A 26,120-nucleotide genomic window follows, 5' to 3' on the forward strand; every position below is an offset into this window, starting at 1 on the left:
GAGCCTACACCTTGCGGCGCCGGGGGCGCCGCCGGCCAAAGTCCGGTAGCGCGATCGGCGCCTGTGCGGTGGCGCGATTGGCGGGAAGCGGGGGCCCAATCGGCGATTATTACGGTAGCGCTAACAACATCCAGGGCAACAGCCACGGGCGCTGCCTCGTGCAGGGCAAGTGCCTCGGCGAGCAGCTGGCCGGCGTGTACCAGGAGATCTAGTGTCTGCGAAGACGCTGAAGTCCGAGGTGGTCGCTGCTGCGGTGGCCACCTCCGGCTGTGGGCCGGAAGGCGTGGAGGTCGTGGAAGGCGCAGAGGTTGAGCAGGCGTTCGGGCGCTTGGAGCATCTGTACGCCCAGCTGCCGGCGATGGAAGAGAAAGGCGCGGCCTTGGCGCGCGCCCGCTCTGCCGCCACGGTGGACGGCCTGGCGAAGGCGGCGGCCTATCGGGCGGCCGAGCTTGTCCGGGCCGACGCGTTGGTGACCGAGGCGGAGGCCCGCGTGAGCGCGGCCGAAGCCGAGGGAGAGCAGGCAGCAGGGGAGGCGCGTCTGGCGCTCATGGCCGCAGGCACCCAGCGAGGTCTGCGCGTGGGGCCGGCCCAGAACGCCGAGCAGGCCCTGGCCCGAGCGTTGGAGGCGAGTCCCTTCGACACGGTTGAGGAAGCCCGCGCGGCTATGCTACCAGCGGAATCGCTCGCCGCTCTGGCCGCTGAAGTGGAGGCCTACCAGGCCGCCTACGCCGCAGCGTTGGCCGTATGTCAGCAGTTGGAAGACTGCGAAGAACCGGAAGGTCTCGAGCAGTCGACCGCTTCCTAGCCGTTAGAAGGCCGCGAGGTTCCAAAGACTCCTCGATCTACGAGGGCCTGCGGAGCCTTAGTTCGCCGACCTCCGACCAATTCCGCGCGGGCGCTTCCCTCCCTGCGCCCGCTCCCTTTACGAGCCGCCCGCCTCCCCGGGCGGCTTTTTTGGTCGGCATGACCTCCTCGCCCGCTTCGACATCACCGGCTTCAGCGGCGCCGATGCAGCCGCCTTCTCCGAAGCCCCGAGCCCCCAGCGTCACCCAGCCCGCCCACGCTTTCATGAGGTTAAGGGTTGCGCGAGAATCCTGGCCAAAAAAGGGTCATCAACTGGCATTGCGGGCTCCTTTTTTGGCCACCGCATTGCCTTTCGCGAAAGTTGGTTGCGCCTGTTCTGTATTTCCCCTGATCAGAGGATTGCGATTGGTTGCTCGTCGCGGAGATGCTAGGCGCTGACGCAGCTTGCAGTCGATTTTTGGCCAGAATGTCGTTCCGAGGCTCTGGCAAGAGCAGTTGGTGGCTCTTATTTGCCCATCGGCGTCGACGACTTCTGATGCTTCGGGCGCGACCTGGATCCGACGTTCCCCTGCGCCGAGGCGTGGGACTGCATTTGTTTTTTACCCGAGTCGTCGGGGGCTTTCCTCTTGCGGAGGGATGAGGCCCTTGGAGCGGAACAGCTCGGCGGCGGCCATGTCGCGGTTGCGGTAGGGGAAGGGGCGACCCGCGATGAGGCAGCCTATGAACTCGTTTAAGAACGTCGGATCGGGTTCGACGCCGAGCGGGATGTTGCGGTAGTTGGCCCGCACGAGCGCGTTGCGGAACTGCAGCGACGATCGGTCGAAGGCCTCGCTGCAGTCTTGGGGAAACCCATGGAAGTGCAGCAGCTGCTGGAGGAACACGGCGACGGTGCGCGTGTTCCCTTCGGCGAAGGGGTGAATCTGCCAGACGCGCGCGATGAAGTCGGCCACCGAGGCGATGTAGGCGGTGTAGTCGCCGTCCTGCGCGGGCGCGGGGCTGAACTCCGAGAAGGCGGTTTCCAAATCGTCCTCGAGGGAGGCGTAGTCCCCGTAGGCCACCGACTCCCGTGCGAGGACGAACTCGCGCTTCGAGATGTTGTAGTCGCGGTAGTGCTGCTCGTAGAAGGGCTCTTCCATAAGGCCGCGGAAGAGGCGACCGTGGATGGCGCGCAGGGTGGCGGGGGAGAAGGTGAACCCGTTGGAGTCCAGAGCGTCGCAGATGCGGGCGCTCACGAGGTCGGCCTCCTGGGAGTAGCGGTTGACGCCGCGCTCGACCTTCTGGTCGTAGTAGTCGTCTACGATGTCGCTCAGCTCGCGGGCGCTGATGTCGCCGGCCACGTAGCGCTCGGCCGCCTCGTCGAAGGCGGCGCTGGTGGTGAGCCCGTCGACGGCCTGCAGGCCCCGGGCTCCGCGCACGCGTCGGTCGCGCACCTCGTGGGAGTAGGGCTCTTCGTAGCGCTCGTATTCCGATCCCGTGCCCACGGGCCTCCTTCCTGCTGATGGCTTCGGGCTATTGTAGCATGGGCCGCTGTTCTCTCTCCGCTACCGCACGTCGCCTTGCGTGGATCTCAGCAGATCGGATAGCTCGTTGCGCGAGTGGATATCGAGCTTTCTGTAGATATTGTTCATGTGCGTGTTTACGGTTCGGACGGAGATGATCAGATCGCCAGCGATATCGCTCACGGTACGGTTATGGGCAAGCATGACGATGATCTCGTGCTCGCGTGGGGTGAGTCCATAGGTTGCGGTAATGGCGTCGCAGCATTGGCAAATACGTTCGTCGTGAACAAGCTGTGCTGGTTTTTTGTCGAGGCCCCAAAGAGTATCGACTTTTCGGTCATCGATCATCCAGAAGGCGATCCAGATAATGGAAGTGACAACGATGAGGGCGATTATCGAGAACAAGAGCGGCGATGGGTTGGCCATCATGCAGATGGCTTTCCCTGCGAACGCTCCCAGTGCAAGACCAATGCAATTGCTGGCTATACCCTGGGCGAGAAGCGGGCGAGCAGGTATTTGGACTCGCCGAATGATCTGACAGAGAAGCGTGAAGAACGTCAAGACAAAGTAATCGATGCCAATCCACGTGATCGTGCATGAGATGGCGGGCACCTGGAAACCAATGACGGGGAGGGCGAGGAAGCCCATGGCAAGTGAGGGCGTCACGATGAATTTGAGTCCCCAGCTCAGACTGCCTCTTTTGTGCAGGATGTTTTCTATAGTGATAAAGAGTGCGGCCGAGGCTAGAGGTCCTAAGAGGCGCAGGGACTGAAGAGCAGACGCGCTTTCCGGGATCGACGAGATACACTCAAGGAGCAAGGCGAAATCAAACGCGAATAGAAGCGATCCTGCGAGCAAGATCCAAGGAGTTGCGCCGTGGGGGGCATGCTCTTTCGCAATGGTTTGGGCATAGGGTTTGTTGCCAGAGGAAATTGGCTTCGTTTTTGCAAAGACGACAGCTGAGACAAGGGGTAAGACAAGTTGAAGTACAGCGTATTTCGCAGAAGGTAGGGTGGCGCCGAGCAAGTATGCCAAGCCGTTGACCGCAACATCGACAACGAGGGCGAGAGGAACAATAAGTGATGGTTCGTCCGAGTTGCCGGCGATTTTCGACAGCCACTCGAGGAAGAGCGGCGCGGATGCGAATCCGGCAACGAGTAGCAGAAGAACTCGCCATGATGATTCCTCTGTATAAAGGGGGATGACGCGCGCTATGAAAGGCAGCACGCTCATGCACAGCGCAGATGCCCAGACGATTCCCCTGGGCGCTCTCTCCTTTTGGCGTCTTTGTTTCAGCAGGAGGGCGATGAGAGCCAGGCCGCAGCCTAGAGAGATGAAGCATCTCTCGGAAGGAATCATGGAGGTGGCTGAAGGGCTTGCTCCCGGCGATGCCAAGTAAAACGAATCCGTCCAAGCCCACCAAAGGCCAAAGCCCATGGCGAGCAGCGCAGACGATGCGCTAATAGGCAGTGTTATTCTGGCTTCCTTGTCTTCCGGTTGTTCCGCCATGGCTCCCCCTCTGCTTCAGTTGAACGATTCCGAGTATACGGGTTGTTTTTTTCTTCGCCTACGTAATGGTTGCGTAGATGCGTGAAAAGACCCGTCTGTTTTGCTCAAGACGAATGCGTTAGCCGAGATTAGGGTTGATAGTGCAGCGAAATAGTAAGGAGGTGGTTCCGCAGGAGGCTGTGTCTATGAACAACTTCTATGAGAAGGAGGAGAACTAATGAAAAGAAAACGCATCGTCGGAATAATCGTTCTGATGCTGTCGTTGGCTGTCTTCTGCCTGGCAGCTTGCCAGCCGCAAACGCGCGAGGTGGAAGCTGTCGAGCCTGAGCCAACCACCTTGGCTCAATCGGGATCGACAGAGCGTGACCCGGGTTTTTTCCCCGAGGCCGACTATACGACAAACTTTATCAATGCTGGGAATCGCGGTTGCGGGTCTTGCCACGGCGACGATTTGTACTCGCTCGTTTCAGGGTATCGGCAGCATCTGCCCTACAAAGATCTGGCAACCTATGGGCAGGGGACGAAGGTCACCGACTGCATGACGTGCCATCGGCCGCAAGCTATCGGTGGCGGCCCCATGATTGGGGAAGCGATTCATCAGGCCCATTACAATAACCAGGCATTCACGGGCAACTGCTTCACGTGTCACGCGACCACCAATGATGGGGAGTTGGTTCTCTTCGACGAGTACATCTACACCGGTGAGCTGGGTGGTTTCCCTGAGAACGTCGGTAGTCCCGAATGGCAGGAATGGATTGCCCTGCGCGGAAATGTGTCGGGAGGAGACACCATCGCGGGCATCAACGTGGTCAATGATTGGCAGCTTGACAAAGTTGAGCTAGACCAGCGCACATCTTCTCTCGAGGACTTGTTTTGCAGCGTCAACGGGCAGGTCGAAAATATCGATGTTGCTTCCTACGAGTTGAAAGTAGGCGGTGGCGTGAACAGCCCTCGCACTTTCACGCTTGATGAATTGAAGGCGCTTGGAGAGGTGACCAAGGGAACTTGCGCCATCTGCGCCGGCAATGGATTCGATTGCACCCAGGTAGGTAATATCGAGTACACGGGTGTTCTGCTCGAAGATGTGATTGAGGCGTGCGGTGGCTTGAAGGACGGCATGGTCACGGTGCAGCGCTCGACGGCCGACGGCTTCATGAACGGGTTGTACAGCCAGATTGAAGAGGATCTTGCCGAGGGGGCCATGCTCGCCTGGGCCCAGAATGGAGAGCCTCTTTCCCCGGAAGAGGGCGCACCGTTGCGTTACGTGGTTCCCGGATGGCCCGCCTATTCATGGACGAAGTATCTCACGCAAATTGACTTCATTGGGGAGGAGCGTCCCGACAAGACGGGCTGGAACGATTGGTACACAGGTTTCCCGCCCGAGGGATCCGATATCTACAACCAGATTTGCGATCCGCTGGACAGTGCCTTCTGGACTCCGAGCAAGGACGGCCAGACCTACAAGTTAGGCGATACGGTAACGTTGGAAGGCTATGTGTGGGCGGCGCAGTGCGACGAGCACCACACCTCGGCAGTGCGCTTCAGCGCCGACTACGGCTACAGCTGGACTGATATCGAAGTTCCTGCCGATTTCGATGGAGACCAATGGGTGTATTTCACGGCAAAGTGGACGCCTACGGAGCCCGGCGTGTACATGTTGTCGGTGAAGCCTGGCGATGCGGGCGGCTTCGATACCCAGACTGCCGCGTCGGTGTATGTGGTTGTGGAAGAGTAGGAAGGGGAGATCATGAGCAAGACTGTGAAAAAGGCCACGGCAGTTGTTGGTTGCGCAATGCTTGCGAGTAGTGCCATAGTTGCGCCAGCCATGGCCATTGAGTCGAATGGGACTTGTGACGCGGTCGCGATCCAAGATGTCTCGCAGGAAGCTGTTGCGACGGAGAGCCATGATGCTGTTTCCAAAGTTGTCGGTACGTTCGTCTATACGCAGGATTCGCTAAGTTCGAACGAGTACATTAGCGGCATCTTCTCCAAGGCCGCTGCGACACTTTGTGCGTCTTTGCCCGACTACGCGGTTCGCAGCGTGGCAAGCGATCTGAGAGTGAGCGGCATCGACGGGCTTTCGTGGACGGTTCCCGAGCAGATGCTCGAGGAGGGGGACTCGGCCAAGATCATCGGGTGCTCCTGCGCTTCCAATGCTCCGGGTGGCGGGGCGGTAGCGCAAGCTGAAGTCTCGGGGGTGAGCCTTGAGGCTCTGGTAGCACTTGCCCAATCTCGGTAAATAGCAAGCCTCCCCTCTACTTGCTATTTCATGAATCGGCCCGGTCGGCCCGCGTTGGCGGGAAGGTCGGGCCGATTTAGCTGTCGGCTTTGCTTATCTGAGATGCCTGCGGTTTAGCCCGCAGTTTCGCCGCTGCACTAAGCCCCCAGCGCCTCTTCCCAAGCGGTTTCCTTGAAGCCGGGGATGACGGTGGCGGCGGTGATGAGCAAGGGGCGCTTTACGAGCATGCCGTTGGTGGCGAGCAGGGCGTATTGCTCGTCTTCGGGCATGTCGGGCAGCTTCTTCGACAGCTCCATCTCGCGGTAGAGCATGCCGCTCGTGTTGAAGAAGCGCTTCAGGGGCAGTCCGCTCCGCTCGTGCCACGCGCGCAGCTCCTCGGCCGTGGGGTTGTCCTCCACGATGTGCCGATCGGTGTAGGCCACGTCGTGCGCGTCCAGCCACTTCTTCGCTTTCTGGCAGGTGGAGCACTTCGGGTATTCCAAGAACAGAACATCGGCGGCCATGGCGCCCCCGCTTTCTCACGCGCAGCCCAAGGGCTGCATTCGCTCTACTTCGCTTGAGAATTATATTTGCTATACTTCGTCCGAAAAATAGATTTGCTATATTTACTATACTTGGTATATTCCTACGACCTGTCTATATTCAATAGATTTCGCTACAGTGCGGGTTTTGCAGATCAAGCTCACGCATATTGCAAAACAGTGTCTTCCGGATAGGTCTTATTCAGCTGCGAGTTCGGGGCGAGAAAGCGTGCGGGCGCGAATCCGAAGGGGGCCGTTGTGTGTCATCGGTTTGAGATGGTGAGCGGGGAAGAGGCCGATGCGGTGCTCGATTGGCTGCGGGCCGTGCGGCGGGCGCTGGCGAGCGGCACGGGGGCGGCGATGGCGGTGCCCCCAGCGTTCGGGAAGCCGGTGGACGTGCCCTTCGACGCGCTTGATTGCTATCCCGGCGCGGAAAGCTCGGTTATTGTGATGGATGGCGAGCGGATCGAAGGCGATTGGGTTTCCGACGGCGAGGGAGCCTCCTTCGTCGGTGATCGCGGTGGCGATCTGACGAGGGTCGACCTTTTGTGGGGCGTCGATGTTTCCTGGAAGCGCGGGCTCGTGTTCAACGCGCGCATCGAATCGGCGCTGTCGGGATCGGGCCTGTGGAGTGAGGCGGTCGAGAACGGCCGCTGCATTGTGCCCGTGCGCGCCTTTTACGAGACGCGGAATGTCGATGGCGGAACAGGCGGTCGCAAGCCCCAGTATCGGTTCGCGAGTGCGGGCGGTACGGCGCTTCTGCTGGCGGGACTGCGTTTGGGCGACCGCTTCGTGCTGGTCACCTGCGAGCCCGACGCCGTGGTGGGGCGCGTTCACAGCCGCATGCCCCTCTCGCTGACGGCGCCGGAAGCCTTGGCGTGGCTGGATCGTTCCACCGACGCCCGCGACCTGCTCGCTCGTCACGCGCCCGTGCCCCTGGAAGCCCAGGAAGAACCCGCTCCCACCCGTCGTCCCTCCGACTCCGACCAAATGTCGCTGTTCTAATCGCTCTCGGGCCGGGGGCTCATGAGGTGCTCGACGCTGTGCAACGCCATGGAGCCGAGAATCTGGGCCGCCTCTTCCATGGGAACGACCTTTCCCGCGCGCACCCATTGGCGGTAGCATTCCAGGGCCATGTTGCGAATAAGCGCGCATATCAGTTCTTCGCTCTCGGACGTGATCCCCTCGCGCCAGAACAGCTCGTCGGCAAAGGCCCGGTAACGGTTCATTTGGGTGGCATAGATGCGCTCTCCGAAATCGTAGAAGCTCGGCGAGCACACCAGCTGCTCAATCATGGGAGGCTGGGCGGCCAGATAGCGAAAGAAACGTCGGGCGTGACCGTCCATATCCCAAGGGTCGTCCGGCGTTTTCTCGTAGTACTCGAAGAACTCGTCCATGATGCCGTTCATGATTTCGTCGTAGAAGGCCTCGATGGTCTCGTAGTGCAAGTAGAAGGTTTTGCGGTTGATGCCGGCCCGGTCGGTGAGGGCTTTCACGGTGATCTTGTCGAGGGTCGTCTCGGCGATAAGCTCCTCGAAGGCCGCGCGCAGGGCATTGCGCGTGCGCACGACGCGCAGATCGCTCTTCTTGTCCGCCATCGTCCCTCCTCGTCGTTTCATTGGCTGGTTAGCATCTTAGCGGTTTTGCGCTTGCTCGGAGGCCTACGTTAATGCCCACTTTCCGGAAAGTGGGGCTTAAGCCACGGGGTCGGGGGAGTGGGCAGTGCTTTTCCTGTTGACGCTTCGTAGACTGCACCCAGAAACCGATTCCGACGAGGGGTCGGAACGGAATCGAGGGCATCGGCTGCAGGCAGGCGACTATGCGGCGCCGGCCGAGGACGCCGATTGCGCACGAGAGAGCAGGAGGATAGTATGGAGCAGAAACCGAGGGGCGCCATGCTCAGCCGTCGCGGCTTTCTGAAGGCCGCTGCGGCCACGGGAGCGGCTGGCTCTGCGGGGGCGAGCCTGACGGGCATCGCTGCCAGCGCGGCTCAGGCCGAGCCCGCGGCCAGTGAAACGCTGGGCTTTACGTACCACAACGAGCACTGCCTGTGCAACTGCATGCTGCAGTGCACGGTGCGCGACGGACGTTTGGCAATGATCCAGCCGCGCGAGAACGAGGACAAGCGCTTCCAGAACGTGTGCCTGAAGGGCATCTCCGAAGTGCAGAACATTTACGGCGACGCCCGCATCCAGCGTCCCATGAAGCGTGTGGGCGAGCGCGGGAGCGGCGAGTTCGAGGCCATCAGCTGGGACGAGGCCTTCCAAATGATTGCCGAGAACTTCAAGGCCATTCAGGACAAGTATGGCAAGGAGGCGCTGTGGATCCAGTTCTCCACGGAGGCCTCCCAGCGCTTCCCACCACTTTTGGCCAGCGTGCTCGGCGCTCAGGCCGGTGGCTTGAACGGTTACGACATGGGTCAGGGCAATGGCCAGATCATGGCGTTCTCGCCCTGGATCGGCATGTTCGCGCAGAATACTATGTGGGAGTGGCCCGAGGCCAACGTGGTCATTTTAGCCAACACCAATCTGGTGGAAACGAGTCTCACCTGGTCGCGCGGCATGCTTGACGCCCAGGAAGCGGGCACGAAGTTCATCTGCCTCGACCCGCGCTTCAGCCCCACGGCGGGCAAGGCCGATCAGTGGGTGAACCTGCGTGCCGGCACCGACCCGGCGTTCTTCCTTGGCATGACGAAGTACATCCTGGACGAGGAGTTGTTCGATCGCGAGCATGTGCTGGCCCACACCGCGCTGCCGTTTTTGATCGACGCCGAAACGGGCGCCTGTTTAGCCGACGTGGTGACGGGCACCGATCCGGAAACCGGCGAGCCGGTGGAGCTGAAGACCTTTTATATGTGGGACGAAGCGACGAACGCGGCAGTGCCCCATACCGCCGAGGGTGCGGTCCCGGCGCTGGAAGGCGAGTTCACCGTAAACGGCAAGCGCTACGTGACCCAGTTCACGCGCCTTCGCAAGGACATGGAGCCCTATACCCTGGAATGGACCGCTGAGACCTGCGACATTCCCGCCGAGATGGTGGCCGATGTGGCCGAGCAGTATGCGGCCGGCCCTTCCATTATCGACAACGGCGTGGGCGGCATCGACAAGTTCGGCAACAACGACGTGGCCGGCCACTGCTACGCGCTCATCGCGTCGCTGACGGGCAACTACGGCAAGCGCGGCACTGGTTGCGGCATCTACGGCTACCACGTGACTCCCTACGAGGCGGCGCTTGGCGCATGGCCGCTGCCCGAGGGCATGGCGCCGGCGCCGAGCCCCCAGGGCTTCTACGACGTGGTGAAGGGCGACGCTATCCACGGCGCGATGTTCTTCGGCGATATCCCCACCCAGAAGGCCGCGAACTGGAACAAGACGCTGGAGTGGCTCGACTCGCTGGACTTTGTGTGCCTGGCCGATATCTACCACAGCTCGGTGACCGACTTCGTCGACCTGGTTCTGCCCGTGTGCAGCAAGTTCGAATGCGCCGATTCCGTGGGCGGCATCAAGTGTGCCAATGCCCACATCTTGGCCAATTTGAAGGTGCTCGATCCGCTGTTCGAAAGCAAGTCGGACTTCTACATCGAGAAGGGCATCGCCGAGGCCATGGGGCTGGGCGACCTGTTCCCGGCCGATGGCGAGGAGTACGCCCGGGCGCTTCTGACCACCGATGATCCGCAGATGGCTGGCTTCACCTTGGAGAAACTGCAGGAAGCCGGCGGCGCGCTGCGCCTCATCGGCTCGGAGGATCTCATCGCCCCGGAGGTGGGCTTCACCTACGGCACGGCTTCGGGTCGCCAGGAGCCCTATTACGAGGCGCTGCTGGAGTTCGGCCAGGCCTTCCCCGCTTGGGAGGCGCCTTGCGAGGCCTATCCGGAGAACCCGCTGCGCGAGAAGTACCCGCTGCAGTTCAACCAGGCGCGCTCTCGCTTCCGCGTGCACTCGGCCTACTCGGGCGCGAAGTGGATTCAGGAAGTGGCCGAGCCCCATATCGAGCTGAACCCGGCCGACGCCGCCACCCGCGGGTTGGAGGACGGCGATGCGGTAGAGGTCTTCAACGACCGCGGCTCTTTCCGCACGGTGTTGCGCGTGAACGAGGCCGTGCGGCCGGAGAGCGCCTTTATGGTGGAGAGCACCTACCGCCAGTACCTGGACGGCACTATCATGCAGAGCGTTTCCAACGACACGTTGAATCCGCGCGGCTATGCCCTGCCGTTCGGTCCCATGATCCCCTACAACGACACGCTCATCGAGATCAAGGAGGTTGGTGAATAGCCATGACGAAGCTCGCTATTGGCATTGATTTGCATCGCTGCATCGGCTGCAACACCTGCGCGCTGGCCTGCAAGATGCAGAACAACGTGCCCGATGGCATGCTGTGGAACCGCGTGCTCACCGAGGGGTGCGACCGCTTCGATAGCGCTGAGGGAGTCTATCCGCACCTCACGCGCACCTATCTGCCGCTGGCGTGCCAGCATTGCGAGAACCCGGCGTGCGAGCGTGTGTGCCCCACGGGCGCCACTTATAAAGACGACAAGGGCCGCGTGGAAATCGACTACGACAAGTGCATCGGCTGCCGCATGTGCATGGCCGCCTGCCCCTACAACGCCCGCACGTTCAACTGGAACGATCCGGTGCGCGCCACCGGTGCCTCCTACGGAGATGCCCGCGTGCCCGAGCGCGCCCGCGGCGTGATGGAGAAGTGTACCTTGTGCAAGGAGCGTACCGACGAGGGTGACGAGCCTATGTGCGTGCGCTGCTGCCCGGCCGATGCCCGCATCTTCGGCGACCTGGACGACCCGGATTCCGCCGTGTCGCGCTTGCGCCGTGATCAGGGCGCTGAGGTGTTGTTGGAAGATAAGGGCACGCGCCCGCAGGTCTTTTACGTTCGCTAGGAGGGTGCTATGACTTCTGTGATGAAAAACCCGCTCGTGGTGGGTTCGGGCGCCATCGCCCTTGTGGGTATCGGCGTGTACGTGTACCAGCTTCTGTTCGGCCTCGGCATCACCGGCATGAACAACTCCACCAGCTGGGGGCTGTACCTCACCTGCTTCATGTTCTTCGTGGGCCTGTTCGCCGGCGGCCTCATCGTGGCCTCGTCGGCCTCTATCTTCGGCATTAAGAAGTACAAGGCCGTGGCGCTGCCCGCTGTCATCCTGTCGCTCGTGTGCATCTGCTGCGCCGGCATCTGCGTGCTGGTGGACCTCGGCGGCATCCAGCGCATCTGGCGCATGTTCACGGGGCTGAACTTCCTGTCGCCTCTGGCCTGGGACATGATCGTCATCACCTGCTACCTGGTCATCAATCTGGTGTACCTGTATTTCATGTGCTCGCGCAAGGCCGATCCGGCGAAGGTGGCCGTGGTGTCGCGCTTCGCTCTGCCGGTGGCCATCCTCGTGCACTCCGTGACGGCGTGGATCTTCGGCTTGGAAGTGGCCCGCGAGGCGTGGCACACCGCCATCTTGGCGCCGATCTTCGTGGCCTCCGCACTCGATTCCGGCCTGGCGCTTCTGGTGCTGGCCCTGCTCGGCCTGCGTGCTCGTGGCGTGTTCGAGACGACCGACGAGCTCCTCACGAGCTTGGCCGGGCTCTTGTGCACCTGCATCGCCGTGGATGCCTACTTCATCGGCTGCGAGATCCTGACGACGGCCTACAACGGCACCGAGGGCGGCATGGCCGTGATCAACACCCTGCTGTTCGGCGGCACGGCCCCGTTCTTCTGGTTCGAGGTGATCTGCGGCTTGATCATTCCCTTCTGCCTGCTGGTGTTCGCGAAGAACCGCCGCAACATGAAGGTGGTCGGTGTGGCTTCCGCGCTGGTGGTGGCCGGCGTGTTCTGCAAGCGCTGCTGGCTCATGTTCACCGGCTTCGCCGTGCCCAACATCGTGGGCGGCAACGGCATCACCTTGGGCACCACGGCCGCGCAAGCGGGCGGCGCTGCCGACATGTGGACGCTGATGGGCGTCTACGCGCCGTCGGTTCCCGAGATCGTGCTCACCGTGGGCATCTTCGCTTTGGGCATCTGCGCCTTCACCGTGCTCTGCCAGAAGCTGCTGAAGAAGTAGCGCTGCGCCGAAGTAGCGCTGAGCTGTGGCGCAAGAGGAGCGCTGGGGAATTTTAAGCCCCGAATCGACGGTTTTTACGGAAGAACCGTCGATTCGGGGCTATCTTTTTGCCCGTTTGCGAGAAGATGGGCCTTTTTTAGCCTCAAAATCACGGTCGTTCCGTAAAAACCGTTGATTTGCGGCTACAAAATCTTCTGAAAGCCCTTGACCCTTACGGAACGTGAGGGTTTATGCTGGTCTTGGCAAGGCGAGATGAGCGATCTCGCGAAGAAGCGGAAGCGAAGGCGCTGGGAGCAAAAACGCTGGGAGCGAAGGCGCCGAAAGCGAAGGCGCCGGAAACGAAGGCGCCGGAAACGAAGGCGCCGAAAGCGAAGGCGCTGGAAACGGAAGCGCTGGAAGCGAAGGAAGACGAAAGGGAGGCGGAGGTGGGAGCGGCCAAAATGCCACGTGTGCAAAAGAAGCGAAGGACGCAAGCGGAAGGGACCTCATATACCGTGGGTTCGCTGGCGAAGCTGGCCGGCGTGACCGTGCGGGCGCTGCACCATTACGAGGACGAGGGGCTGCTGCATCCCGAGCGCACGGCCAGCGGCTATCGCCGTTACGGTGCGGCGGATGTGGAGCGGCTGCAGCAGATTCTGCTGCTGCGGTCCTGTGGGCTCTCTCTCGGCGCCATTCGCGACGCCTTCGCTGATGACCGTTTCGACTTCCGTGCGGTGCTCACCGACCACCTTGCCACGTTGCGCGCGCGGCAAAAAGAATTGGAAACTCTGATGGGAACGGTGGAGAAGACCATCGCGTCCCTGGAAGGAAGATGCACTATGACCGATAAGGAACGATTCGAAGGCATGAAGGCCCGGGCCATTGCCGAGAACGAAGAGCACTACGGCGCCGAGGTACGCCGACGTCACGGAGATGCGGCCATGGACGCGGCCAACGAGCGCATGGCCGGCATGTCCCAGGAGGAATGGAACGATGCCAAGGCGTTGGAAGCTGCTATCCTCGACCAGCTGGCTGCAGCGAAGGAGACGGGCGACCCGACGGGAGAGGCGGCTCGGAAGTTGTGCGCCATGCACGCTCGCTGGCTGCAAATGCACTGGGGCGAGGGGACCTATTCTCCAGCGGCCCATGCCGCCCTGGCCGAGGGCTACGTGGCCGATCCGCGTTTCACGGCCTACTACGACGGCTCGGCAGGCGAAGGTGCGACGGCCTTCCTGCGCGACGCACTTGCGGCTTGGTGCGCCGAGCAATAACCTTTTGAGCGATGCGCGGTTTGCCTGGGGTTCCCTGGTGAGCTTGCCGCAAGGTACGATGGCGTCGGTCCCGGGTAGCCATGTGCGCCCGGGGCCTTTCAGCTAATTAGGGGTTGACGTCGGCATCTCTGCCGGCTCCCCCAGCTCCACTGTGTAGAGCGGCTTGTATTCGGCGCCGTCGCGGGAAAGCGTGCTCTTGAACAGTGTGACGGTGCGGGCGTGCGCCGGCAGCGGGAAGGCCAGTGGCGGTAGGGGCTTTTTCGGAATGCGCACCCGGCGCCCCAAGGTGATGTGAGGGCGGAAAGGCTTCGGGTCGAAGGGAACGTCGCGGGCGGTGAGTTCTTCGCGAACACGTTCGGCCAGGGCCTGAAGGGCCGGGTCGGGCGCCACGCCCAGCCAGAGCGTCGCGTCGGCGGGGCGGCCGAACTTTCCCAGGCCGTCGGGCGCAAGCGAAACAGGAGCCGAGCCAGCGCAAGCCACATCGAGGGCGTCCATGGCCCGACTTGCTTCGGCATCATCGATGTCGCCGAGGAAGGCCAGCGTCAGATGGTAGGTGCTGCGGTCGAGAAAACGTCCCTCCAAAGACGCGCTTAGTCGGCGCGCTGCAGCCGCCGTGTCATCCGCGAAGTCGGCGGGTAGTTCCAGGGCGATGAATGCGCGCATGGCGATCCTCCGTTTCTCGATGCTGGTGCGCTGGTGTGGCGGTGTGGCAGGATGACGGGCGAGCTGCTCCGCTTCGCTCCCCCTCTCGTCCCGTACTTTCTAAGCGCTCGGCGTTTCGGTCATGAACAGGATGCCGAGGGTGCCCGGTCCGCAGTGACTCGAAATGGTGCAGCTGGCCGTGGTGGTGTAGATGGTACGGAACCCGCGCTCTTCCAGCAGCTTCCGCACGGCGGCGGCAACCTCGTCGCTCACGCCGGAATGAGTGATGAAGATCTCGTCCTTCACGATGTCGGTGTAGCGCGCCAGCGTGTCGCTTACGTAGCGCTCAAGCACCTTTTCCTGCTTGCCGCGGTAGAGCTTGCCCACCTTCATGGCGCCGCTCTGGTTGTCCACCAGGATGCCCGGCCGACAGCTGAGTTTGCCGCCCAGGTAGGCCACCAGCGTGGGGCAACGGCCGCCGGCGGCAAGGAACTCCATGGTGTCCAGTACAAACGACGCATGGGATCGGTTGTGCAGCTCGGAGGCCTCGCGGGCGATGTCGGCGGCGCTCATGCCCGCATCGCGCATGCGGCACGCTGCGAGCACCTGTAGGCCGATGCCGGTCGAGAGACTCTTGCCGTCGATGACGTAGACGCCCTCCATGTCGGCCGCCGCTGCGCTTGCGTTTTCGTAGGCGGAGGAAAGAGCGCTGCCCAGGTTGAAGTGGACGACCTTCGAGCCGTCGGCTGTCAGCTCGGCGAAGTGCTGCCGATAGGCCTCCGGCGAGCAGGCGCCCGTTTGGGGCAGCGACTTGTCCTCGTAGAAGCCGTCGAAGAGCACCTGGGGCGTGATGTCGATGTTGTCCAAGTGGTCGCGCCCGCGGAATTCGATGTGAAACGGAAAGCTGCGAACCTGGTAGTGCTCCCGCTGTTCCGGCGAGAGGTCGCACGTGCTGTCCGCGCTGATGATGACGTTAGGCATGGTCACTTCCTTCAAAGGAGGTTGAAAAGTTGAAATGCATTGTATCGCTATTGTGGACAGTGGATGTCCTAAACGCGTCTCTGGCTTTTCTTGTAAGCGAGGCGAGCCTATGCAGGCGTTATTGCGCTCGTGCTACAATGGCTGAACTGTTTTGCGCGAATTGAAGGAGGTCGTTTCATGGTGGAGATCGCTGATCTGCGCGATTGCGCTCCGAGCGGCCTTTTCTATGGAGGGCGCGCGGGACAGAAAGAGGGCATTCTCATCGAAGGGGAGCCCTGGATTGCCAAGTATCCGCGCACGACGCGGGATTTGATGGGCAAGCATCTACCCTCGTACACCTCAAGTCCTGTTTCCGAATATCTGGGATCGCACATCTACGAGCTTTTGGGTATTCCCGTGCACGAGACAATGCTGGGATACCGTGCCGGGAAGATCGTCTGTGCCTGCCGCGACTTCACGTTCCCGAACGCGCGGCTCTTCGAGTTCAAGGAGATCAAGAACGCCCTTTCCGATGACGATGCCGGGTTCAGTTCCGCTCCGTCCGATGGCGAGGTCATCCTGCTCGGCGACGTGCTGGCCGCTATCGAGACCTCCGATTTGCTGCGCAGGGTGCCGGGCGTACGTGAGCGGTTTTGGGACATGTTCGTGGCGGACGCCTTCATCAAGAACCCCGATCGCAACAACGGGAATTGGGGCGTTCTCATGACGGCGCCGATGACCTACGAGCTGGCGCCGGTCTACGACATGGGCAGTTCTCTCTTCAGCAAGCGCAGTCCGAGTGTGGCGGCGCATCGCCTGGGCGACGAAGAGGCCGAGCGCGAGGACGCCTTCGGAACGAACGTCTCGTGCTATCGGCTGCCGGATGGCGAAGGCGGCAGCGTCGCGATCCACCCCTTCGAGTACATGGCGAAGACGTCGAACCCCGATCTGACCGCCGCCATCAAGCGCTTTGCAGCCGCGGTGGACATGAGCGCCATCGACGCGCTCATCGACAGCGTGCCCGAGGAGGCTTACGGCATCGTGCTTCTATCGGATTCAATGCGCGCGGAGCACAAGCGGCTGCTGAGAAAACGTCTCGAAGAGGGTATCCTTCCGCTTCTCTAGGAGCAGATCCTGGGTTTCTAGTATCCCAGTACCTTGCCGACGTTGGTGGCGATGCAGAGGTCGGCGTGGGCGTCGCGCGGAGTGGGGGTGCGGTTGATGATGGCCAAGTGATCGCCACTGAAGTAGTCGATGAGGCCCGCGGCCGGGTACACCGCCAGGCTCGTGCCGGCGATCACCAGCAGGTCGGCGCTAGCGATGGCGCGCACGGCCGCGGTCACGGTGCCGTCGTCCAGCGGCTCCTCGTATAGCACCACGTCCGGCTTCACGATGGTGCCGCACCTCGGGCAGCGCGGCACACCGTCGGGACTCTGCTTGCGCAGGGCCAGCAGCTCCTCCACGGTGTAGGGCGCGCCGCAGTCCATGCAGAAGTTGCGCCACACGCTGCCGTGCAGCTCCAGCACGTTTCGGCTGCCGGCTTTCTGGTGCAGCCCGTCGATGTTCTGGGTTACGACGGCTGAAAGCGTTCCTTCCCGTTCCAGCTCGGCCAGCTTGCGATGGGCGGCGTTGGGCTCGGCGTCCAGGGCCAGCATGCGGTCGCAGTAGAAGTCGAAGAACTCACGCGGATGGGCATCGAAGAAGCTGCGGGATACCATGGTCTCGGGCGGATGGGGGTAGCGCTGGGCGTAGAGCCCGTCGGCGCTGCGGAAATCGGGGATGCCGCTTTCCGTGGACACGCCGGCACCCCCGAAGAACACCATACGGCCCGGCGCGCATTCGTCAATCCACTGGCGCAGCTGCTCAATGTCGCGTTCCGTTTGATCGATTGCCATGGCCCATTCCTTCCCCAACTCTGCCGCATTGCGTGGTCGCGGCGCTCGTGCGCCCTGTTCAGTATAGGCCAAAACCGATGCTGGGAGGTTGCCTTGCGAAGGGAAGGCCCGCGCCATCCGAGCGTGCGGAACCGCCGCCCGTGGTTTCGTGTCCCGGCCCTAATGCGAGAGAGCTGCGCCGCTGCCGGGGTGCTTTCCGTTGTGACCCGATTTCGGTTTGCGGGGCTTGTCGTCGTTGCGGTCGCGGGCGAACAGATAAGCGGCCAGGAGTCCTACGATCACGATGGCCGTGCCAATAGCGCATACCGCCCGCAGGTGGATGGCCGGAATGCCCACGAGCATTCCGATGATGTAGGGCACAAGCCATACCAGCCAAACGACCGTGCTGAACGTGTGGAAGCGCTTTCGCGCCTTCTGGCTGCCGCGAAGATAGGTGACGGTGGCCCACATCGCATGCACGATCATGAGCGCGATAGCAAGCGCGCCTGTGATGCCGTGGATGCCGAAGCCGGTCACATTCGACTGGCTGGCGATGTTACTCATGATGAGGGTGCCCGTTGTGTCGCAGGTCAGGCCGGCCCAAAACAAGAGGACATATTTCAGGCTGAGCGATCCGTGGCGACGCTCGCCGAATACGCCCCACGTGTAAAAAAGCAGGGCCAGGGAGATGGCCACGGTGGCGATGATGAGCTCGATAGGCATGAGATTCCTTTCGTGGATGGGGCGCCGGCCTTTATGCTTGCACCGGCAATGTGGACAAATTCATGCTGCGTGAGGCGCCGCACGACCAACCGCACAACTGACGCGCGCAACGTCTCGTTCTTCTAGGTTTCGACGAGATCGAAGTGGGTGTTGGAGAAGACGTTCAGATTCAAGCTCTTCATCAGGTGCTTGAGCGCCGCCTGGGCCTTCACGGAATTGCCCGCGTCATCCAGCGGCGGCGCGAAGGCGCACACGCCGAAAAGCCCGGGCATGACGCCGATGACGGCGCCGCCCACGCCGGTCTTCGCGGGCAGTCCCGTGGCATACAGCCAGTCGCCCGAGTGCTCGTAGAAGCCGACGGCGCTCATGAGCGCGACCACCTTGGAAGTGAGCTCCGCGCCGAACGCGCGCTGCTTCGTGAGGGGATTCACGCCGTCGTCGGCGATGGTGGCCGCCGAGATGGCCAGCTGCTCGGCCGTCACGCCCAGCGAGCATTGGCGCGTGTACAAATCAAGCGACATCTCGGGATCGTCGTAGATGCGGCCGTATTCTTGCAGCAGCCAGGTGATGGAGCGGTTGTCGAAGTTCGTGGCGGATTCAGAATGGTACAACTCGTCGATGAGCACCGGCTCGCTTCCCAGAAGCGCGGCCATGTTGTCGAAGATGGCCTTCCATTTCCCGTCGGCATCGCCGTGGGGCTCAACAAGTGAGCAGGCTGCTATGGCGCCGGCGTTCACGAGCGGCGTGGAAGGCCGGTCGTTTTCCAGCAGGATAGCGAAGATGGAGTTGAACGGCAGCCCCGTGGCGTCGGCGCCGATGTCGTCAAGAATCGCCTGAGCCCCGTGCTGCTCTAGCGCCAGAATGGCCGTGTGCACCTTCGACACCGACTCGATACCGAAGCGGTAGTCGGTGTCGCCCACGGAGATGAGTCGGCCGTCCGGCAGGCACAGACTGATGCCGAACAAACTGGGATTGATGTTCGCGAGATACGGGATATAATGCGCGTTCTGGCCGCCCTTGATGTCCTTGCAGGCTTCATAGGCGTCGTGTACCGCGGTGCTGATCTGGTCGAAGGTGAGACGGGTGATCATGGTGCGCTCCTCGCTCCTTGGTGAGAGTTTTCCTCATGGTACGCCGCTACTTGCACCCTTTGCCTCCATTTGTCCTACAATGGTGATAACCTGTTTACCGATTTTTCCAGAAAGGCTTCCATGAACGACATTCAGGGCGTGCTGTTCGATGCGGATGGCACGCTGATCGACACCTACGACATCATTCTCACTTCGATGCGCTATGCTGTGAACGACGTGTTGGGCTGTGCGCTTGACGACGCCGAGCTGATGGCGGGGGTTGGCACGCCGCTTTACGACCAGATGCTGCACTTTACCGGCGGCGACGAGGCGCGGGCTACGGAGATCACGCAGATCTATCGTGATCACAACGACGGCGTCCACGACGCGCGCATTCGCGCCTTCGGCGACACGAAGGCGGCGCTCGAGCGGTTTCAGGCGGCGGGCATCCCGATGGGCGTAGTCACGTCGAAGCGTCACGCCATGGCCCAGCGCGGGCTTGAAATGAGCGGCATCGCCGGCTACTTCCAATTCCTCATCGGCCACGACGATTGGCCCGAGCACAAGCCGGCGCCTGGCCCCATCCTGCGAGGCTGTGAGCTTTTGGGCACAGCGCCGGAACGCAGTCTCTATGTGGGCGACAGCCCCTTCGACATCCAGGCTGGTAACGCTGCTGGCTGCGCTACCGTTGCCGCCCTCTGGGGCATGTTCCCGCGCGAGGCCCTGGCGGCCGAGCGTCCCACATTCATGTGCGATTCGCTAACAGAACTCGCGGATCGGCTGGGCATCTAGGCCAGCTTACAGCTGCACAACCATATCGCGCTTTCAGCAAGTAGCGCCGATGTTCTCTCGTACTATGGCTTCTTGGTACGAAGCGCAGCGCGCTCTTTGAGCCCTGCGACGCAAAATAGGAGTTGCTGATATGGCTGTTCAAAACAAGCAGATCGCAAAACACCGCCAGGCGATGATCGTGGTGCTGTTCGCGTGCAACCTGCTTGCCTCTTTGATGCAGTCGCTCATGAACGTCGCGCTCGACTATGTTTCGGCAGAGTACCACGTGAGCCTGTCCGAGGCGAACCTGCTGGTGCTCGGCTATTCCATCGTGGCGGGTATTGTCATTGTGCTTGCAGCCCTCTCGCTCCACCGCTTCGGTTTGAGGAAGGTCATGCTCTTCGGGCTGATCGTGTCGTTCGTCGGCTCCATGCTTGGCGTGGTGGCCTGGAATTTTCCCTCCTTGGTGGCGGCGCGACTCATTCAGGCCGTTGCCACGGGCCTCTATTTCCCCGTCGTGAACGAGGCCCTGCTCAATCTTTCACCTAAAAATGGGGCTGGTCGTCTGCTTGCCGTCAATAGCGGTATTATCGGAATAGGGCTTGCGGTGGCTCCCATCGTTGCGGGCCTTGTCATTACCTATTGGGGGTTGCGGGTGCTGTTCGCCATTCCCACAGTGGCGGCATTCGTCCTCTTTTTCATTGCGCGTCGCACGATCGTCGATATTATGCCGCGTCAGAAGCTGCCCGTCGACGGACTGAGCGTCGTGCTCATTGCCGTGGGGCTTTCCGCCTTCATGATCGGTTTAAACGAGGTTACGCGCAACCCGCTGCCGATGGCGGCGCTCATGATCGCGGGAATTGTCGTGTGTGCGTGGTTCATCCACCGTCAAGGACGCCTCGCCCATCCGCTTTTGGACATGCGTCCGCTTCGCAACAAGACCTATGCTCTGGGCGAGACCCTCATCGTTCTCAGCTATATGAGCTCAATTTACCTCAGTCTGCTCATTCCGCTTTATTTGGAAGGGGTGGCGGGTTTCACGCCGTTCATCGCTGGTTGCTTGCTGGCTCCGGCGACGCTGTGCTATGCGGGTCTGTGCTTTGTCAGCGGCCGGATGCTCGGGAAGGCGGGGGTGTGGCCGCTTGTACCCGTCGGATTCGGCGTGTGCCTTGTCGGGTTCGTGGCGCTTGCGGTGTTCACGCGGCTCGATCTTGCGCTGGCCATCGTGGGCTGCATGGCGCTTGCGTGCGCGGGAATCGGCACCGAGTATCCTGCGATTAAGAGCGTCGATCTGGAAGTGCTCGACCCCGAGCTGTCCGCGAGCGGCTCGTCGATCCATTCCACTTTGGTGCAGATCGCAGGATCTATTTCGTCGGCGCTCTTCGTCGGTCTCATGTCGGGGCAGGTTCATCATTTGATGGCCGATGGCATGGCGAAAGCGCAGGCCTACAGCGCAGGTTTCTCGACCACCGTGTACCTGGCGGTCGCCTTTGTAGTGGTAGCGGCCATCTTATCGGTGGTTTACGCGCGCCATGTGGTCAAGCTGACCCGTGGGAAGTAGGGCACAGGCGCATATGCAGGATGGGGAAGGGGTCGCCCATGCCGTCGGTTTCCGAGCGGTCGAACACCTCGAAGCCGTAGTGCCCGTAGAAGCCGACGGCTTGCTCGTTCTGCTCGTTTACATCCACGAGGGTGGCGCCGTGCTCGCTTACGGCATGGTCGAGCAGGAGTGAGCCCAGCCCGCAGCCGCGAAGGGACGGGTGGATGAACAGCATCTCGATCATAGTGCCATCGACACCGATAAAGCCTACGACCTGGCCATTCTCGTCCCGGCAAACCGCCAGGTGCGCGACGGATGCAATCGCATCTGGCACATAGGCCGCAATGCGCTCGATATCATCCGGCGTGAGAAACGTGTGCGTTGCCTCAACCGAAGCTCGCCAGCAGGCGACCAGCTCGGCTAGCGGGCCCGTGTCGTCGCCAAGCTCAATGTCTTCGATGCGGAATGCCATTGTGCTCCTTCCGTGCACGCATGAAACTTTGAGGACTATAGCATACCGTGCTGCAGCGGTCGGGGTGCTGCTCGTGCGCTGCTTCTATCAGTACTTCCGGTGCGAGACGAGAGCACCCATGAACGAGACGGGCTCTTCGCGGCGATACCTTGTTGCTCTTTGACAAAACAGTAAACGGCGGTAAAAGAAGTTCAAAACAGTAAAGCGCTGGGAGACGCTACGGAACCGCAGCGACCGCGGCTTAGGCGGGGCAGAAGCGTGAGCCGGACGTGCCGAAGTTGCACTTGAACGGAGAGGAAGGGGCGTGGTTCAATGGGTACTCTGATCGGGTAAGGAGGTGCGAAGTGAGCCAGCTTGAAGATTTGAACCGCGCCATGGCCTACATCGAGGAACATTTGGATGGCACGGTCGATATGGACGTGCTTGCGCGCATTGCGGTGTGCTCGAAGTATCAGCTGCAGCGGATGTTCCCCTATCTGACGGGCGTGACGCTGCCCGAATACATCCGTCGCCGCGCTATGACTCGGGCAGCCCAGGATCTGCGGGCGACGGACGCGAAGGTGGTGGACGTGGCCCTGCGTTACGGCTACGACTCGCCGACGGCGTTCGCTCGGGCGTTCCGGCGCGTGCACGGTGCCTCGCCCAACGATGCTCGGCGCCCGCAGACTAAGCTGACGCTCTACCCGCGCTTCGTGTTCACCTTGTCCGTGAAAGGAGAAGAGCCAATGGATTACCGCATCATTGAACAGGGCGCCTTCCGCGTCGTCGGCATTCCGTCCGACAACGGGACGTGGGAGGTGGAAGATGCTGGGGAGAAGGCCGTCGATTACTGGGAGAAGTTGGGACCCCACGTGCACGAGATTCTCGATCTCGTGGACGGCAGCGAGCCGGCTGGGCTGCTCGGTGTTCAGTTCTGCCGCGACGGCGCGTTCGACTGCTACATGGCCTGCGTTGCGACGAACCGCCCGTGTCCCGAGGGCATGGAGGAGCGCACCGTGGAAGCGGCCACCTACGCGGTGTTCGAATGCGTGGGACCCATGCCCGAGGCGATGACCAACCTGTGGCACCGTATCCTGACTGAGTGGCTGCCCTCGTCCGGCTATCGCTGGGAGAGCAAGACCGACGTTGAACGTTACTTCACGCCGCGCATGACCGCCCCCGACAGCCGCAGCGAAGTCTGGCTCCCGGTGGTGAAAGCCTAGCGAAAGCGGGTTCTTTCCGCCCATTCCGGCAGCATCTATGGGGCGTCTTCGGCCGTCCCCTAGATGCTCGGGAGCTAGCGCCGTTGGCCGGCGCTAGCCGCGCGCTACTTCTGCCAGTGCTGCAGGTGAGGGACGAGGACGCCCATGAAGGAGACGGCCTCTTCTTGCGACATGCCGGTGGCCTCCATGAGGAAGGGGGCCGTCTTCTCGATGAGTTCGTCTTCGCTTTGGTAGGCGAATTGGCCGCCGTCATAGCACCACTTGCAGTAGGCCGTGTTCTCCGTACCGTCGGTCTCGGTGCCGTGGGGCATGTTGGGGACAGTGAAGGGGGTGCCGCAGCATTGGCACAGCTGGCTCACGTCGATGTCGAAGAGCTGGATGACCGGCACGTCCAGCACGGTCGCAATGAGCTTTCGCATGTCCACGGACGGCTCGGTCTCGCCGTTTTCCCATCGCGATACCGCCTGCCGCGTGACGTAGAGCTTTTCAGCCAGATCTTGCTGGGTCATCCCGCGCTGCTCTCGCGCCGCGACGAGGGTTTCCTTGAACGCCATGTTCGTCCTTTCTCGTAAGGGTGCCCAGATGGCTGCCCACATTCTCGCATGAGCCCATTCTGCCTGGCCGTCCCATATCTTTCAAGCAACGCCTTGTTGCGCGCTGCTCGGGTGGACAGGCGCCAGGCGCATCCGTTACAATGCTTTGCGTAAAAGCTGGATATTTCGTCGGAGGACAGTACGCCGTAGCGTAGGGGCTCGTGGGGCGAAAGCTTCGCAGACCGCCTGTCAGAGGAAGACGTCGAGTGAGCTCGGGTATCACCTGGTGATGATATCCGGGCCATTTTCGTCTGAACAGGAGATTCCCCATGACAGTGACCCTTGAAAAACTCGGCGGTGACACCCGCAACTCCTTCATCGAGAAGCTGAAGGAGTCCTTCGATGCGTTCGTGGAAGAGAACCCCGGCACGCCTGAGGGCCCCGTCATCTCCTGCGGGGAGATAGAGGCCTCCCTTAATCGGCCGGGCACCGAGGCCTATTGGGCTCTGCGGGACGGCCAGCGCGTCGGCGGCATCGTCCTTATCATCGATGCGGAAAGGGCGCGCGGCGATATCGAGCTCTTGTTCGTCGTCAACGGCCTGAAGGGCAAGAGCGTGGGGGCGGATATCGTCGCAGCGGCGGAGGGCCGCTATCCCTCCGTTAAGACCTGGGAGCTGTACACCCCCTATGTCGAAACGCGCAACATCCACTTTTATGTGAATAAGTGCGGCTACAAGATCGTCGAGTTCTTCAATCCCAAACACCCCCTCGTCATGCCCGAGAGCGAGGGAGGGGACGGCTCGTCCTCGGGCGAGCTGTTCTTCCGTTTCGAGAAAAAGATGGACGAAAACGAGGTGACTTCTTAGAACGAGTGCTCTTTCGCAGGGGCATTGGGATCGAATGGCTTAAGTCCGGCAGCGAACTCTTCTACGTCGCCGAACAGAAAGTCGATGTGGTCAATGTGCTTGTTGATGTGCCAGTGGCCGCAGTACCAGCGCTGGCAGGTCAGCCGGCCCTCAATGGTACCAAGCCATTACCGGGTGGTTGACGACGGCGCCATCGGCGTGGGCGCTTTCCTGCATGCTCTCTCGGTATGCCTCTTCCGGAATGCCCCACTTCGCAGAGAACCACGTGGCCGCTTCCTCCGCCATTTCGGGATGCTCCGCCACCCGCCAAACGCGCCAAGGCGCGGTTGCTCCCGAGGCCGTGCTTGGCTCTTCCGCCGAAGGCCAGCGGTTCCCGTCGTCAGGCATTCGCTTGACAGGTTCTGCCTTTGGCTGCTGGCTAAAAAGCCGCTTCTCTTGTGGGGCGAAATAGTGCTCAGCGGCATGGAGGTAATGCTCTTCGAAGCGTCGCACGGCCTCCCTCGACTTCTTCGCGAAGGGGAACAGCATGTCGTAGGCATGGAACCAGTGGGGGTGCACGTCCACGGATGCTTCTACGCCTGCGCGTTTGAGGTTCGCGACGTACTCAAGCGTTTCGCAATAGAACGGTTCTTCGGTGCCGACATAGGTGTAGGCAGGGGGCAGCCCCGCGTAATTGGTCTCGCGGGCAGGGGCGGCGTAGGACGGTGGCGTTACGCCGTCTAGGTCGCGGAGATAGTACTTCCAGGCGAACCGGTTGGTGCGCGTGTTCCACACCGGCGCGTGATTGTCCCGCGAGGAAGCGGTCTCCCGGTCGTCCAGCATGGGGTAGAGGGGCATCTGGTAGGCGATGTTGACCTCGCCGAGGTCGCGCGCCAAAAGGCAGGTAGCCACGGTGAGGCCGCCCCCGGCGCTTTCCCCGCCCACCATAATCTGTGCGTCGTTGATTCCCAGCTCGTCGGCGTGGACCTTCAGGAAGAGCAGGGCGGCGTAGCAATCTTCCAAATCGGCGGGAAACGGCTTCTCGAAGGCGGTGCGGTATTCCGGGGCCACCACCACGGCGCCGTACTTTTCCACCAGAAGGCGGGCATGGGGCAGGAGCATCTTCTGGTACATGCCGTGAAGATGGCCCCCTCCGTGAAGCCACGGGATGCCTGGAGTGCTTTCTTGTGGCCGCGCGTTTTCTGTAGGGCGTATGATGAGAACCCATATGTCGCGATCCGAGGACGGGATCATTCTTTTCTCAACGGTGTGCAATTTGCGCGCGACCATGTTTGCCCTCCGGATTCCCGTAGTTTTCTGCTTAGCGTAATATACCGCCGAAAGGCAAGGGCCAGACGAGAAAGCCCGAGTGTGCATTTGGCGATGCAATGCGTTCTATGGCCGAGGGTCTGCCCTTGCCGACCTTTCGGTCGACGAACCCCCCGGTTTCTGCAGCAGATCTTGAGTTGTAAGCGTCTGGGGGGTGCGGACTCCAAGTTGGACACCCAGGTGTCCGGAAGGGAGTTCGAATGTACGACAAGAGGGCCAAGCAGGATGCGCTGGATCTGTGGTTCTCGATGCCCGGCGAGATGTCCGTGGATGACT

General features: G+C 61.6%; 26 protein-coding genes. 14 read left to right on the forward strand and 12 right to left on the reverse strand.

Going from position 1 to position 26,120, the window contains the following annotated elements; translation table 11 throughout:
- Nucleotides 1–212, forward strand: a 212-nt coding sequence (locus GO707_RS11245; RefSeq protein ID WP_157013051.1) for a hypothetical protein, incomplete at its 5' end; no start/stop codon positions are given.
- Nucleotides 212–805 (forward strand): hypothetical protein, encoded by a 594-nt coding sequence (locus GO707_RS11250; RefSeq protein ID WP_157013052.1) that lies wholly within the window; start codon nucleotides 212–214, stop codon nucleotides 803–805. The genes GO707_RS11245 and GO707_RS11250, both read left to right, overlap by 1 nt.
- Before the next feature lie 598 nt (nucleotides 806–1,403).
- Here the strand turns inward: GO707_RS11250 and GO707_RS11255 are convergent.
- Both GO707_RS11255 and GO707_RS11260 read right to left on the reverse strand, forming a co-directional pair.
- Entirely contained in the window at nucleotides 1,404–2,285 is an 882-nt protein-coding gene (locus GO707_RS11255) for a Fic family protein (protein ID WP_114540579.1), read from the reverse strand.
- A 60-nt stretch (nucleotides 2,286–2,345) separates the two neighbouring features.
- The gene (locus tag GO707_RS11260) at nucleotides 2,346–3,812 is read right to left on the reverse strand and encodes a helix-turn-helix transcriptional regulator (RefSeq protein ID WP_114540578.1); all 1,467 of its coding nucleotides are present in this window, start codon (nucleotides 3,810–3,812) and stop codon (nucleotides 2,346–2,348) included.
- A 217-nt stretch (nucleotides 3,813–4,029) separates the two neighbouring features.
- On the opposite strand from GO707_RS11260, the gene GO707_RS11265 reads away from it, so the two are divergent.
- Nucleotides 4,030–5,547 carry a molybdopterin-dependent oxidoreductase gene (locus tag GO707_RS11265; protein ID WP_114540577.1) on the forward strand — a complete coding sequence of 506 codons (1,518 nt, stop codon included), beginning with the start codon at nucleotides 4,030–4,032 and terminating at the stop codon, nucleotides 5,545–5,547.
- 12 nt (nucleotides 5,548–5,559) lie between these two features.
- Nucleotides 5,560–6,051 (forward strand): hypothetical protein, encoded by a 492-nt coding sequence (locus tag GO707_RS11270; RefSeq protein ID WP_114540576.1) that lies wholly within the window; start codon nucleotides 5,560–5,562, stop codon nucleotides 6,049–6,051.
- A gap of 137 nt (nucleotides 6,052–6,188) precedes the next feature.
- Here the strand turns inward: GO707_RS11270 and GO707_RS11275 are convergent, their stop codons facing one another.
- Nucleotides 6,189–6,554 (reverse strand): arsenate reductase family protein, encoded by a 366-nt coding sequence (locus tag GO707_RS11275; RefSeq protein WP_114540575.1) that lies wholly within the window; start codon nucleotides 6,552–6,554, stop codon nucleotides 6,189–6,191.
- 276 nt (nucleotides 6,555–6,830) lie between these two features.
- Here GO707_RS11275 and GO707_RS11280 point away from each other — a divergent pair, with 276 nt between their 5' ends.
- Nucleotides 6,831–7,577 carry an SOS response-associated peptidase family protein gene (locus tag GO707_RS11280; RefSeq protein ID WP_157013053.1) on the forward strand — a complete coding sequence of 249 codons (747 nt, stop codon included), beginning with the start codon at nucleotides 6,831–6,833 and terminating at the stop codon, nucleotides 7,575–7,577.
- On the opposite strand, the gene GO707_RS11285 is transcribed toward GO707_RS11280, so the two are convergent.
- Nucleotides 7,574–8,170 carry a TetR/AcrR family transcriptional regulator gene (locus GO707_RS11285; protein ID WP_161128099.1) on the reverse strand — a complete coding sequence of 199 codons (597 nt, stop codon included), beginning with the start codon at nucleotides 8,168–8,170 and terminating at the stop codon, nucleotides 7,574–7,576. The genes GO707_RS11280 and GO707_RS11285 overlap by 4 nt on opposite strands.
- Before the next feature lie 273 nt (nucleotides 8,171–8,443).
- Between GO707_RS11285 and GO707_RS11290 the strand changes: the two genes are divergently transcribed.
- The 4 genes from GO707_RS11290 (at nucleotide 8,444) to GO707_RS11305 (ending at nucleotide 13,883) form a co-directional block, all read left to right on the forward strand.
- Nucleotides 8,444–10,843, forward strand: coding sequence for a molybdopterin-dependent oxidoreductase (locus GO707_RS11290; protein WP_157013055.1), 2,400 nt, complete (start codon nucleotides 8,444–8,446; stop codon nucleotides 10,841–10,843).
- Nucleotides 10,844–10,845: 2 nt separating this feature from the next.
- On the forward strand, nucleotides 10,846–11,463 hold the full coding sequence (locus GO707_RS11295) for a 4Fe-4S dicluster domain-containing protein (RefSeq protein WP_157013056.1): 618 nt from the start codon (nucleotides 10,846–10,848) through the stop codon (nucleotides 11,461–11,463).
- A 9-nt stretch (nucleotides 11,464–11,472) separates the two neighbouring features.
- Nucleotides 11,473–12,633, forward strand: a complete 1,161-nt coding sequence (nrfD, locus tag GO707_RS11300; RefSeq protein WP_157013057.1) for an NrfD/PsrC family molybdoenzyme membrane anchor subunit — start codon at nucleotides 11,473–11,475, stop codon at nucleotides 12,631–12,633.
- A 494-nt stretch (nucleotides 12,634–13,127) separates the two neighbouring features.
- Complete coding sequence (locus GO707_RS11305; RefSeq protein WP_241520759.1) at nucleotides 13,128–13,883, forward strand: MerR family transcriptional regulator; 756 nt, start codon at nucleotides 13,128–13,130, stop codon at nucleotides 13,881–13,883.
- A 102-nt stretch (nucleotides 13,884–13,985) separates the two neighbouring features.
- Here the strand turns inward: GO707_RS11305 and thpR are convergent, their stop codons facing one another.
- Nucleotides 13,986–14,546 (reverse strand): RNA 2',3'-cyclic phosphodiesterase, encoded by a 561-nt coding sequence (gene thpR, locus GO707_RS11310; protein ID WP_114540569.1) that lies wholly within the window; start codon nucleotides 14,544–14,546, stop codon nucleotides 13,986–13,988.
- 99 nt (nucleotides 14,547–14,645) lie between these two features.
- Nucleotides 14,646–15,506, reverse strand: a complete 861-nt coding sequence (locus GO707_RS11315) for a DegV family protein (RefSeq protein WP_114540568.1) — start codon at nucleotides 15,504–15,506, stop codon at nucleotides 14,646–14,648.
- Nucleotides 15,507–15,683: 177 nt separating this feature from the next.
- On the opposite strand from GO707_RS11315, the gene GO707_RS11320 reads away from it, so the two are divergent.
- Nucleotides 15,684–16,610 (forward strand): HipA domain-containing protein, encoded by a 927-nt coding sequence (locus tag GO707_RS11320; RefSeq protein ID WP_157013058.1) that lies wholly within the window; start codon nucleotides 15,684–15,686, stop codon nucleotides 16,608–16,610.
- 17 nt (nucleotides 16,611–16,627) lie between these two features.
- Here the strand turns inward: GO707_RS11320 and GO707_RS11325 are convergent, their stop codons facing one another.
- From GO707_RS11325 to glsA, 3 genes are all read right to left on the reverse strand, one after another.
- Nucleotides 16,628–17,380 (reverse strand): NAD-dependent protein deacylase, encoded by a 753-nt coding sequence (locus tag GO707_RS11325; RefSeq protein ID WP_157013059.1) that lies wholly within the window; start codon nucleotides 17,378–17,380, stop codon nucleotides 16,628–16,630.
- A gap of 159 nt (nucleotides 17,381–17,539) precedes the next feature.
- Complete coding sequence (locus tag GO707_RS11330; RefSeq protein WP_114540567.1) at nucleotides 17,540–18,082, reverse strand: HsmA family protein; 543 nt, start codon at nucleotides 18,080–18,082, stop codon at nucleotides 17,540–17,542.
- Between the two features lie 122 nt (nucleotides 18,083–18,204).
- The gene (glsA, locus tag GO707_RS11335) at nucleotides 18,205–19,173 is read right to left on the reverse strand and encodes a glutaminase A (protein ID WP_114540566.1); all 969 of its coding nucleotides are present in this window, start codon (nucleotides 19,171–19,173) and stop codon (nucleotides 18,205–18,207) included.
- 120 nt (nucleotides 19,174–19,293) lie between these two features.
- Between glsA and GO707_RS11340 the strand changes: the two genes are divergently transcribed.
- Nucleotides 19,294–19,944: an HAD family hydrolase gene (locus GO707_RS11340; RefSeq protein WP_157013060.1), complete on the forward strand. Its 651-nt coding sequence runs from the start codon at nucleotides 19,294–19,296 to the stop codon at nucleotides 19,942–19,944.
- Between the two features lie 130 nt (nucleotides 19,945–20,074).
- The gene (locus GO707_RS11345; protein ID WP_157013061.1) at nucleotides 20,075–21,484 is read left to right on the forward strand and encodes an MFS transporter; all 1,410 of its coding nucleotides are present in this window, start codon (nucleotides 20,075–20,077) and stop codon (nucleotides 21,482–21,484) included.
- Here GO707_RS11345 and GO707_RS11350 read toward each other — a convergent pair.
- On the reverse strand, nucleotides 21,462–21,935 hold the full coding sequence (locus GO707_RS11350; protein WP_157013062.1) for a GNAT family N-acetyltransferase: 474 nt from the start codon (nucleotides 21,933–21,935) through the stop codon (nucleotides 21,462–21,464). The genes GO707_RS11345 and GO707_RS11350 overlap by 23 nt on opposite strands.
- 344 nt (nucleotides 21,936–22,279) lie before the next feature.
- Between GO707_RS11350 and GO707_RS11355 the strand changes: the two genes are divergently transcribed.
- Nucleotides 22,280–23,137: an AraC family transcriptional regulator gene (locus GO707_RS11355; RefSeq protein WP_157013063.1), complete on the forward strand. Its 858-nt coding sequence runs from the start codon at nucleotides 22,280–22,282 to the stop codon at nucleotides 23,135–23,137.
- 104 nt (nucleotides 23,138–23,241) lie between these two features.
- Here GO707_RS11355 and GO707_RS11360 read toward each other — a convergent pair whose 3' ends face one another.
- A complete protein-coding gene (locus tag GO707_RS11360; protein WP_157013064.1) occupies nucleotides 23,242–23,691 on the reverse strand; it encodes a zinc ribbon domain-containing protein in 450 nt (149 codons plus the stop codon).
- 308 nt (nucleotides 23,692–23,999) lie between these two features.
- Here GO707_RS11360 and GO707_RS11365 point away from each other — a divergent pair, with 308 nt between their 5' ends.
- The gene (locus tag GO707_RS11365; protein WP_157013065.1) at nucleotides 24,000–24,536 is read left to right on the forward strand and encodes a GNAT family N-acetyltransferase; all 537 of its coding nucleotides are present in this window, start codon (nucleotides 24,000–24,002) and stop codon (nucleotides 24,534–24,536) included.
- Nucleotides 24,537–24,686: 150 nt separating this feature from the next.
- Here the strand turns inward: GO707_RS11365 and GO707_RS11370 are convergent, their stop codons facing one another.
- Nucleotides 24,687–25,892 (reverse strand): alpha/beta hydrolase, encoded by a 1,206-nt coding sequence (locus GO707_RS11370; RefSeq protein WP_335878793.1) that lies wholly within the window; start codon nucleotides 25,890–25,892, stop codon nucleotides 24,687–24,689.
- Between the last annotated feature and the right edge of the window lie 228 nt (nucleotides 25,893–26,120).

The organism is Adlercreutzia rubneri, assembly GCF_009755265.1.
GTDB lineage: Bacteria > Actinomycetota > Coriobacteriia > Coriobacteriales > Eggerthellaceae > Adlercreutzia > Adlercreutzia rubneri.

Coding starts and splice junctions, on each gene's coding strand:
- GO707_RS11260 (WP_114540578.1), bottom strand. CDS start 3,812: ATGGCGGAACAACCGGAAGACAAGGAAGCCAGAATAACACTGCCTATT.
- GO707_RS11265 (WP_114540577.1), top strand. CDS start 4,030: ATGAAAAGAAAACGCATCGTCGGAATAATCGTTCTGATGCTGTCGTTG.
- GO707_RS11270 (WP_114540576.1), top strand. CDS start 5,560: ATGAGCAAGACTGTGAAAAAGGCCACGGCAGTTGTTGGTTGCGCAATG.
- GO707_RS11275 (WP_114540575.1), bottom strand. CDS start 6,554: ATGGCCGCCGATGTTCTGTTCTTGGAATACCCGAAGTGCTCCACCTGC.
- GO707_RS11285 (WP_161128099.1), bottom strand. CDS start 8,170: ATGGCGGACAAGAAGAGCGATCTGCGCGTCGTGCGCACGCGCAATGCC.
- GO707_RS11290 (WP_157013055.1), top strand. CDS start 8,444: ATGGAGCAGAAACCGAGGGGCGCCATGCTCAGCCGTCGCGGCTTTCTG.
- GO707_RS11295 (WP_157013056.1), top strand. CDS start 10,846: ATGACGAAGCTCGCTATTGGCATTGATTTGCATCGCTGCATCGGCTGC.
- nrfD (WP_157013057.1), top strand. CDS start 11,473: ATGACTTCTGTGATGAAAAACCCGCTCGTGGTGGGTTCGGGCGCCATC.
- thpR (WP_114540569.1), bottom strand. CDS start 14,546: ATGCGCGCATTCATCGCCCTGGAACTACCCGCCGACTTCGCGGATGAC.
- GO707_RS11315 (WP_114540568.1), bottom strand. CDS start 15,506: ATGCCTAACGTCATCATCAGCGCGGACAGCACGTGCGACCTCTCGCCG.
- GO707_RS11320 (WP_157013058.1), top strand. CDS start 15,684: ATGGTGGAGATCGCTGATCTGCGCGATTGCGCTCCGAGCGGCCTTTTC.
- GO707_RS11325 (WP_157013059.1), bottom strand. CDS start 17,380: ATGGCAATCGATCAAACGGAACGCGACATTGAGCAGCTGCGCCAGTGG.
- GO707_RS11330 (WP_114540567.1), bottom strand. CDS start 18,082: ATGCCTATCGAGCTCATCATCGCCACCGTGGCCATCTCCCTGGCCCTG.
- glsA (WP_114540566.1), bottom strand. CDS start 19,173: ATGATCACCCGTCTCACCTTCGACCAGATCAGCACCGCGGTACACGAC.
- GO707_RS11340 (WP_157013060.1), top strand. CDS start 19,294: ATGAACGACATTCAGGGCGTGCTGTTCGATGCGGATGGCACGCTGATC.
- GO707_RS11345 (WP_157013061.1), top strand. CDS start 20,075: ATGGCTGTTCAAAACAAGCAGATCGCAAAACACCGCCAGGCGATGATC.
- GO707_RS11350 (WP_157013062.1), bottom strand. CDS start 21,935: ATGGCATTCCGCATCGAAGACATTGAGCTTGGCGACGACACGGGCCCG.
- GO707_RS11360 (WP_157013064.1), bottom strand. CDS start 23,691: ATGGCGTTCAAGGAAACCCTCGTCGCGGCGCGAGAGCAGCGCGGGATG.
- GO707_RS11365 (WP_157013065.1), top strand. CDS start 24,000: ATGACAGTGACCCTTGAAAAACTCGGCGGTGACACCCGCAACTCCTTC.
- GO707_RS11370 (WP_335878793.1), bottom strand. CDS start 25,892: ATGCACACTCGGGCTTTCTCGTCTGGCCCTTGCCTTTCGGCGGTATAT.